Source organism: Kitasatospora sp. NPDC059812 (assembly GCF_042732075.1).
In the GTDB taxonomy this organism is placed as follows: domain Bacteria; phylum Actinomycetota; class Actinomycetes; order Streptomycetales; family Streptomycetaceae; genus Kitasatospora.
In genome coordinates this window covers 33,135-41,881 of sequence record NZ_JBHWIO010000077.1, presented here as the reverse complement: position 1 = coordinate 41,881, position 8,747 = coordinate 33,135, and the positions used below count along the sequence as shown (strand labels likewise).

Genomic DNA, 8,747 nt, shown 5'->3' with positions numbered 1-8,747 from the left:
GGGTTAGGGAATGCGGGCCTCGCTGGCGGCCGGAGCACGGGGGTTGACCGGTTACCGACCGGCGCGGGAGCGCCCGGGGTCAGCGGCCGGGACCCGCGGCGCAGCAGGGCCCGGACCCGGGCGACGAGCTCGCGCGGGCTGTACGGCTTGGTGAGGTAGTCGTCGGCGCCGAGGTCGAGGCCGAGCAGCAGGTCCTCCTCGGCGGTGCGGGCCGTCAGCATCAGTACCGGCAGGGCGGATTCGGCGCGCAGGGCGCGGCAGACGTCGAGCCCGTCCATGACGGGCATCATCACGTCGAGGACCAGGAGGTCCGCCGGGCCGCGCCGGGCCTGTTCCAGCGCGGCCCGGCCGTCGTGGACGACGACCACGCGGTGCCCTTCCCGCTCCAGGTACAGGCGGGCCAGGTCGGCCTGCTTGGGATCGTCCTCGGCGACCACGACATGTGCGCACATGAGGATGATCGTAAGTCGCCCTCCGGAAGCACCCCTACCGGTTCCCGACAGCCTCTCGACAAGTTCCTGACATCGACGGACCAGGGTGGGTCGAGTCCGCCGGGGGAAGCCCCCCGGCCCCGCCTCCGAAAGGCTCCCGCGTGATGCCCTCCCGCCGTCTGGTGTCCCTCGCCGCCCACGTCCTCGGGGCCGCCCTGCTGCTGTCCACCGTCCCCGCCGTCGCGGCGACGGCCGCCGAGCGCAGGCCCGCCCCCGCCGCGCCCACCGTCGAGGCGGCCGAGGTGATGCCGCACCTCCAGGCCCTGCAGCGGATCGCGGACCGCAACGGCGGCAACCGCGCGCACGGCACCAAGGGGTACGCGGAGTCGGTGGCGTACATGAAGCACGCGCTGGACCGGGCCGGCTTCCAGACGCAGCTGCGCCGCTTCTCCCACGACGGCAAGGACGGCTACAACCTGATCGCCGACTGGCAGGGCGGCGACCCCGACCACGTGCTGCTCACCGGCGCCCACCTGGACAGCGTCACGATGGGCCCGGGGATCAACGACAACGGCTCCGGCTCGGCGGCCGTCCTGACCACCGCCCTCCAGGTGGCCAAGGCCAAGCTGAAGCCCGAGCGGCACCTGCGCTTCGCCTGGTGGGGGGCGGAGGAGCTGGGGATGGTCGGTTCGGCGGACTACGTCAAGAACCTGTCCGCCGGTGACCGCAAGGCCATCGACCTGTACCTCAACCTCGACCAGGCGGGCAGCAAGAACCTCCAGCAGTACCTGCTGGTGAAGGACGCGAAGAACAACGAGACCGCGGCCTTCCAGGCCTTCGAGAAGTGGTTCACCGACCGCGGCCTGGCCACCTTCGACATCCCGCTGGACAGCTCCGACAGCCAGCCGTTCGGGGACGCGGGCATCCCGTCGTCCGGCTTCAGCAGCGGCGTCTCGGACTGCATCCACAGCGCGTGCGACAACCTCGCCAACGTCGACCCCGCGACGCAGGCGACCAGCACCAACGCCATGATCGGCGTGGTCTGGCAGTTCGCCACCACCAAGCCCGCCCCCGCCAAGCCCGCCGCCCCCACCGCTCCGGCCCCCACCGCCCCGGCCACCGCCTCCGCCGCCACCCGGTCCTGACCGCCCGCCCCCAGGAGCCACAGATGCGCACACCGCTGAGTCGCCACCGCCGCAAGGCCGTCACCCTGGTGGCCGCCGCCACCGCCCTCGGCGTCGCCCTGACCGCCGCCCCCGCGGGAGCGGCCGGCATCGGGGACCCGTACTTCCCCGAGGACGGCAACACCGGCTACGACGTGGCGAACTACGACGTCCGGATCGCCTACGACCCGGCGCACCCCGACCAGTTGAACGGCGACACGACCGTCACCGCCCGGGCCCTGCAGTCGCTGGACCGCCTCTCCCTGGACCTCAAGGGCTTCCAGGTCACCTCCGTCACCGTGAACGGCACTCCGGCCAAGGCGTTCTCCCGCTCCGGCACGCACAAGCTGGACATCGTGCCCGCCCGCCGGGTGACCGGCGGCGCCACCTTCGCGGTGCGGGTGGTGTACGCGGGCAAGCCCGACCCCGAGGGCTGGCACCAACTGGTGTCCGGCGGCGTCAACGCGATGGGCGAGCCGCACTCGGCGACCTCCTGGTTCCCGTCCAACGACCACCCGTCCGACAAGGCGACCTTCTCGCTCGCCGCGACCGTCCCCGACGGCTGGACCGCCATCGGCAACGGCCGGCCCGGCCAGACCACCAGCAAGGACGGCTCGACGACCTTCCGCTGGCGCGAGGACAAGCCGATGGCGACCTACCTCAGCACCGTCGCCATCGACAAGTTCACCGTCCACCGCTCGGCGCTGCCCGACGGGACGCCGGTCATCACCGCCTACGGCCCGGACGTGCCGATCGACGACATGGCCAAGGCGACCGAGGCCCAGCAGCCCGAGATCATCGCCTTCCTGGCCTCCAAGTTCGGCCCGTACCCGTTCTCCTCCGCGGGCGCCATCGTCCGCAGCTGGACCAAGGAGACGGGCACCGGCGCGCCGGACCTGGAGACCCAGAGCCGGCCCACCTACACCAACTACTTCTGGGACTCCGCGGCGGTCCACGAGATCACCCACCAGTGGTTCGGCGACAGCGTCTCGTTCACCGACTGGCGCGACGGCTGCATCGCCGAATGCGTCGCCCAGTACGCCAACCAGCTGTGGGACGAACACCAGGGCAGCAACCTCGACACCGGCTTCTACGCCCCCGGCGTCGAGGAGAACCGGAACAAGCCGGAGTACTGGTCCACCAAGCTCTACGACCCCGGGCAGGGCAAGGAACTCGCCTCGGCCCTCTACTTCAAGGGCTCCCTGATGATGCACGCCCTGCGGCGCACCGTCGGAGACGACACGTTCTTCGCCACCCTCAAGCGCTGGACCTCCGACCACGCCTACGGCAACGCCTCCTTCCCCCAGTTCGAGGCCCTCGCCGCCAAGGTCTCCGGCAAGGACCTCAAGGGCTTCTTCGACGCCTGGGCCCACGGCACCACGATCCCGGCGAAGGAATACCTCTACCCCGGCACCCTGGCCCCCCTCGCCCCGCCCGCCAGCCGATAGCCCCCACGCCCCCCGCACCGACGCCAGCCCTCCTGATCCCCCATCAGGAGGGCTGGCGCACGCCCGGGCTGAGCTCCTCCAGGACGATGTCGGAGACGGTCCTCGGCTGCGGGCGGTGTGGAACCGAGGTACCGCCGTGCGTCGGCCTGAAGTCGCCGACGGGGGCCGGGAAGTGGCCCATCTCGTGGAACAGGCCCGAGAGGTCCGTGTCCTGCGGCGGCAGCGGCGGCAGCTCATGGGGCAGGTCCCCGACCGGGACGAGCTCGATCTCCGACGGGCCGCCCCCTGGCGTGCCGTCCCCCGTCGTACCGCCGCGCGGTGGGCGCGGGCCCTCCAGCCGACCGTTCAGCCAGCCCTCGATGTGGTCGCCCGGCGAGATGGAGAACTTGTTCCCGGGGTTCATCACCCCGTGCCGCCACCCCCACGCCCCGGCGAACGCGCCGTTGGCCGCGCCGGAGACGTAGTCGCCCGACAACCCGAACACCGCATCCTGCGCCGCACCTTCGGCCATCCCGGTCAGCGCCCCGTAGCCGGTGTTCCAGACCAGCCCGGCCGCGCCCTTGGCGAACGCGCCGGCCTCCTTGCCGGTCAGCGAGGTGAAGCCCTTCCCGAGCCCCTTGCCCAGGCCCTTGCCCAGCCCCTTGCCCAGCCACCCGGCACCGACACCGACCGCGCCGCCCACCGCCCCGTTGATGGCGGCCGTGCCCAGCTCGCCGCCGTCGATCGACGTGCGGTGGCCCTGGCCCAGCTCGATCACCTGGGCCAGCAGGTCGAAGCCCACCTGGGCCAGCACCGACTCGGCGACCCGGGTCACCGCACTGATCAACGCCTTTCGCAGGAAGGCCCACACCAGGGCCCTGGTGAAGGCGATCTCCACGGGCGCCGCCTCGGCCCCGCCGAAGAGGAACAACGCGGCGTCGATGGCCAGTTGAACGGCCAGGACCACCAGCGCACCGATGATCTCGATGCGCAGGGTCTCGATCTGGTTCGCCAGGTTGTGCAGCGCGTCGGCGGCGGCGTCGCAGCACTGGGCGATGAGCGGCAGCGCGGCGTCGTCGGCGACGGCGAGCCTGGCCAGATAGGCGTCGAACGCGTCCCTGGTGGCACCGCTCAGACCCTGGTCGAGCTGGGACTTGGCGTCCGCCAGGTCCAGGACACAGGCACGGATCGACTTCGCCGCCTCGGTCCAGGCATCCGCCTCGGCCCGCAGCGCACTCTCGTTCCCCGTGGGCCACTTGTTCCCCACCAGGATCATCAGCAGGTTCTGCAACCCGTCCGGCAGCGAGGCGTTGGGGGCGTCGACCGCCATCACGCGCCGCCGCTACCGGGCACCGGGAACGTCCAGGCGAGTTCCGTGGCATGCTCGTCGGCCTTCTCGAACGTGCTGCGAGTGGCGCCTAGGGCATCGGCCAGCTTGCGCAAGGTGTCCGGCAGCGCCTGCACCGCCTTCAGCAGATCGTCCCGCGGCTGGGCGAAGACCTGGTCGAAGCCCTGCCCGAGCGCCGGATCATCCCCCCAGGGCGCCGCGCCGGACAGGGCCGCAGAACTCAGCGCCGTCCAGGCAGCAGCCATGCCGTCGGCCGCCCGCCCCGCATCCGCCCCGGCCTTGCCCACCAACGCGAAGTCGACCACCAGCGTCCCGTCCAGAGCCGGCAGCTGCGGCACCGCCAGCCCGCCGTACGGCGGCACCCCGGTAGGCGCATTGCGGTAACCACCAGTGGGACCAGGCACATCAGGCAACGGAGGACTCGGCACCCACCCACCTCACCCGACCCCACCCCGGACCTCGACCACTCTTGACGACATCCCAACGATCACCGCCCCACTCCTGACACCCCCCTGACGCCCCCGGACCCCGCGTCGCCCATGCTCCATCGCGAGAGCCGCCCCATCCGATACATCGGATGGGGCGGCTCTCGAAACGGACCTACTGCCGAAGGAACGCGGCGAACGGCACGCCACCGTCGTCCACACCGGTCAGTCCCAACCGCTCCTCACCTTGGCGCTTGACGTACTGAAAGAACCGCTCGCACCTCAGATCACCGTCGACGGAGACCAATTGGGCGACCGCACCAGGTCCGGCGTCGGAAAGCGTCCCGTACTTCCAGGTGCCGGTGAACTTCACCACGGTCGGGGACTTCCCTCCACGACACATGGCGGGGAGCAGGCTCACCTCGCCGAGCTTGCCGCCCTCCAGGAACTGAATCGAAGCAACGGGCGCCTTCCAGGACCCAATGACAGCCGGAACAGGCTCCTTCGCCACCGTGCACGAAGCCGCCAGCGGCAGAGCCGATGCCACACAGACAGCCAGAACAGGCAGCCTCCCACGTCCACGCACCCGGCTCGGCCTCTGCATCCCGATCACTCCCACCCCGTTCCATACCGCCAGGAATCGAATCCACCGCGACATCTCAGTCCTTCTTCATGACGAACCCCTGACTGACCAGCACCCACAGGTCCTTCCCGTTCTCCTCGGCCGTCAGCCAGAACCGACAACTACCGCTCCCATCCTTCCGAGTCGCATCCACATAGACCCCCGGCCCCACGTCATCGAGAACCGACTTCTTCCAGCGCCCCTCGATCTCCGTCGACTGCTCCCGGTCCACCAAGGCAGCGCTGCACACACGGGCCGGCACTTGTGCCGATCCGACCCGCCCTTCCGGAAGAAGCTCGACAGCCGCCGCTCCTCCGGCCCACCGTCCGACCGGATCAGGCACATCAGGCCCGGAAAGTCGGACCATCATCCACACCGCCCAGCCCAACCCGAGGACACCCAGCAGCCCGCCGAGCACACTCCACAGGACAATTCGCTGCCCCTTCACACACCCTCCATCAAAGGATCTGGCGGCGAGGCCGTCGAAGACCGCCCCGCCGCCTCAGAAGCTGTGCGCCGCTATCTGCGGCAGTCCGAACAGGTCACTGCAGGAGCGCCTTGACGGCCATACCGAGGACAGCCGTCCCAGGAACCACGATGAAGAACCAGCCGACAACCAGCGCGATCACCGGGATCGACTTCTTCTCAGCACCCTCCACGAAGAAATCGCGGATACCGCGAAAATTTGTGACCAAGGCTAATCCCAGGACAACCGGTATCAGCATCCCAAGCACGACCATCAAAACTCCTGACTTCACAGGAAAGCGACCGCATACGGTAGCACCGCCCAGCGAGAACCGACAATCCATCGGTTCGCCTGAACACTAGCCTTCCTCGTTCACTTGCAATCCTCCACGCAACAGCTCCACGAGTTAGCCCTTCAAAAGATGAGCGCCCCATCCGGCAACCGGATGGGGCGCTCATCGCAGAGACCTACTGGCAATCCACAGCCAGCGGCCTATTGCCGGGAGAACGGTTCTTGACCAGCGTCCACGCCAGTCATCGTCAGCCACTCCCCGTCCTGCTGCTTGGAATACTAACTCTTGGCGGACTCGCCGAGCGATTACTCGATGAGCCCCACCAGGATTGAACGGGAAGTTACCGTAGGTGCCCAGAATAAACACCTTGGTCCCCGATGCGCATCACGCGCCCGGGGACCCAGATGTCGCAAAATCAGGATCTAGGAGCAGGCGCGGGCATCACTACCATTGCGTAGATCACACCAAGTACGCTCATCAGCAGGAAGGGCCAAGCACCCGCAAGGAGATAGAGCAGTGGGGGCAGAGCAAACAACACGGCGGCCACCCCCCGGACATTCCTCCCCCTGGCCGCCCAAAAAGAGACCAGGAAGAGAAAGAACAGCGTGGGGACAGTTATTGTGATCGATATAAGCGCCAGCAGCTTGAGGCTATCCAGGAAGTCGGGTCGAGGGAATCCATTGGCGTCATGCCCTCCGGGCGCAAATGCTGCAAGAACGAGCACAAAAACGCACACGGGAGCCACGCACACCGCAAGATATCTCAGCAGCGCCCGACTGAACCACCAGCCGACTCGATTAAATCTGTTAATCAGCACTCTGATACACACCCGCCATTCTGGTAGGTACGGCCCGAAGGCGAGAAGACGGATGACGCAAACGGAACTGCAAGCAGACCAGGATCTCCCCAAAATTGGCCCATCCCATCCCTGGCAATCACGTGGGGACTCTCTCCTCGACGATACTGAACCACTTCTAGATCGGGATAGCGATCACCTCGTCGAGTAACAGAAACTCCGGACGGCCCAAGATCTATATCCAGGGAATTGTCGACGCCAAATACCCTCACCTTGCTGTTGATTCCATGAATTCTGGCATGAAGGCCCTTGCCGTCCAGCTGCGTGAACTTAACCGAATTCTTGTGGCTCAATGACGTGCCCCAGTCACTATCGCCCTCTTCGATCTCTTTCGCTGGAACTATCTGCGGCGGCACCCAGACATTCCGCGTAGTCGGATGGCGCGACGTACCGCCAATTACCGTATCGTGATGCCCCGCCACAGTTGACGGCAACACGGTAAACGTTGCGCTACCGGTATCGGTATCCCAGAAAACGGTCATGCGCGCGCTATCGGCGGGCGAATTCGACCAGGATCGATTATCCCCCAGCAAACTCCCAAAGGCGGCACTCTTCATATGGATGTAGAACCTCGCCATGATGATGCCGTTACCACCGCCATTGCTGGGACCCGACTTAGCGAACCTCTGTGAATATGCGGGCGTCGGCCCAAACCCCACCTCGCGAGCAGTGTCGTAGTAGTCGCGGTTGTTCTGTTCAACGATCTTCTGGTAGTTCGGCCCCTCGCTCTCCACCTTGGTGCCCATGTTGGAGCACTTGGCCATCCCGCTGGCGCACTCCTCCAGGGCCATGCCGGTGGGGTCGGTCTTGTTGACCGGGTCGTTGTTGCTGTACACGTAGGCGTTCCACTGCTGCGGGTCGTTGGGCAGGAGCAGTGGGTCCGGGCTGAGGAAGCGGCCGGTGCTGGGCTGGTACTGCCTGGCGCCGAGGTTGGTGAAGCCGGTGGCGTCGTCCTTGAGGCCTCCCACGTAGCCCTTGTCGCCGGCCCAGGCGGTGGTGCTGGAGGTGGTGCCGCGGGGGGCGCCGAAGGGATCGGTGGGGCGACGGGTCTCGACGAGGCTGTCGCGGCCGATGGACAGGGTGTTGGTGCCGTGGTGGTCGGCGAACTGGTACGTGAGCTTGGTCGGGCTCTCGCGGACCAGGGTGATGCCGCCGGGGATGCTGTAGTAGCGGGTACCGGTGCTGGTCTTGGTACCGGTGTCGTAGGTGAGTTCGTCGCCGCCGCCGAGGTTGACGGTGACCTTGCCGGGGTTGCGGCGGATCAGCTGGTTGCCGTCGGCGTCGTAGACGTACGTCGTGACGGCCGAACCCTGGGCGAGTGAGGCGAGCTTGCCCTCGACGTCCCAGGTCAGCGTGGAGGCGTTGGCCGAGTCGGCGGCGTTCCAGGTGGAGGTGGCCCACTTGGAATTCCAACCGGGCGCTGAAGCCATCGCTCTCCGAGCCCCTACATCCCGGAGAAGCCCCGCTGCGCGCTCCCCCGGCGACTGGCCGCCCCGCCTGGCCACCGCTCCTTTCCGCTCCTCCCGTAGACAGATCTCTCGGCCACCCCCGGAGTAGCAGTCCCGCAGCACCACGAAGACCCCCGACCCCGCGTCGCCCATGCTCCATTACGAGAGCCGCCCCCACCAACCCAAACGAGGGGGGGGGGCTCGAAACCGAACACAAGCCGAACGCACACGGCGCACCGACCCCCCCCAACGTCAACAGCAAGGCGAGG

Annotated in this window: 9 protein-coding genes; 2 read left to right on the top strand and 7 right to left on the bottom strand. The window is 67.7% G+C overall.

From position 1 onward, the window contains the following. On the bottom strand, window positions 1-452 hold a 452-nt coding region (locus tag ACFV6D_RS29870), incomplete at its 3' end, for a response regulator transcription factor (protein ID WP_380561846.1). A 143-nt stretch (window positions 453-595) separates the two neighbouring features. Here ACFV6D_RS29870 and ACFV6D_RS29865 point away from each other — a divergent pair. Both ACFV6D_RS29865 and ACFV6D_RS29860 read left to right on the top strand, forming a co-directional pair. Then, window positions 596-1,576: a M20/M25/M40 family metallo-hydrolase gene (locus ACFV6D_RS29865; protein ID WP_380561844.1), complete on the top strand. Its 981-nt coding sequence runs from the start codon at window positions 596-598 to the stop codon at window positions 1,574-1,576. Between the two features lie 23 nt (window positions 1,577-1,599). Then, entirely contained in the window at window positions 1,600-3,042 is a 1,443-nt protein-coding gene (locus ACFV6D_RS29860; protein WP_380561842.1) for a M1 family metallopeptidase, read from the top strand. Window positions 3,043-3,085: 43 nt separating this feature from the next. Here the strand turns inward: ACFV6D_RS29860 and ACFV6D_RS29855 are convergent, their stop codons facing one another. From ACFV6D_RS29855 to ACFV6D_RS29830, 6 genes are all read right to left on the bottom strand, one after another. Next, window positions 3,086-4,354, bottom strand: a complete 1,269-nt coding sequence (locus tag ACFV6D_RS29855; protein WP_380561840.1) for a hypothetical protein — start codon at window positions 4,352-4,354, stop codon at window positions 3,086-3,088. Next, window positions 4,351-4,707 carry a type VII secretion target gene (locus ACFV6D_RS29850; protein ID WP_159398533.1) on the bottom strand — a complete coding sequence of 119 codons (357 nt, stop codon included), beginning with the start codon at window positions 4,705-4,707 and terminating at the stop codon, window positions 4,351-4,353. The genes ACFV6D_RS29855 and ACFV6D_RS29850 overlap by 4 nt, the downstream gene beginning before the upstream one ends. A 262-nt stretch (window positions 4,708-4,969) precedes the next feature. Next, window positions 4,970-5,170, bottom strand: coding sequence for a hypothetical protein (locus tag ACFV6D_RS29845; RefSeq protein ID WP_380561838.1), 201 nt, complete (start codon window positions 5,168-5,170; stop codon window positions 4,970-4,972). A 283-nt stretch (window positions 5,171-5,453) separates the two neighbouring features. Beyond that, window positions 5,454-5,864 carry a hypothetical protein gene (locus tag ACFV6D_RS29840; protein WP_380561836.1) on the bottom strand — a complete coding sequence of 137 codons (411 nt, stop codon included), beginning with the start codon at window positions 5,862-5,864 and terminating at the stop codon, window positions 5,454-5,456. 94 nt (window positions 5,865-5,958) lie between these two features. After that, on the bottom strand, window positions 5,959-6,156 hold the full coding sequence (locus ACFV6D_RS29835) for a hypothetical protein (protein ID WP_380561834.1): 198 nt from the start codon (window positions 6,154-6,156) through the stop codon (window positions 5,959-5,961). An 828-nt stretch (window positions 6,157-6,984) separates the two neighbouring features. After that, on the bottom strand, window positions 6,985-8,460 hold the full coding sequence (locus ACFV6D_RS29830; protein WP_380561832.1) for an RHS repeat-associated core domain-containing protein: 1,476 nt from the start codon (window positions 8,458-8,460) through the stop codon (window positions 6,985-6,987). Between the last annotated feature and the right edge of the window lie 287 nt (window positions 8,461-8,747).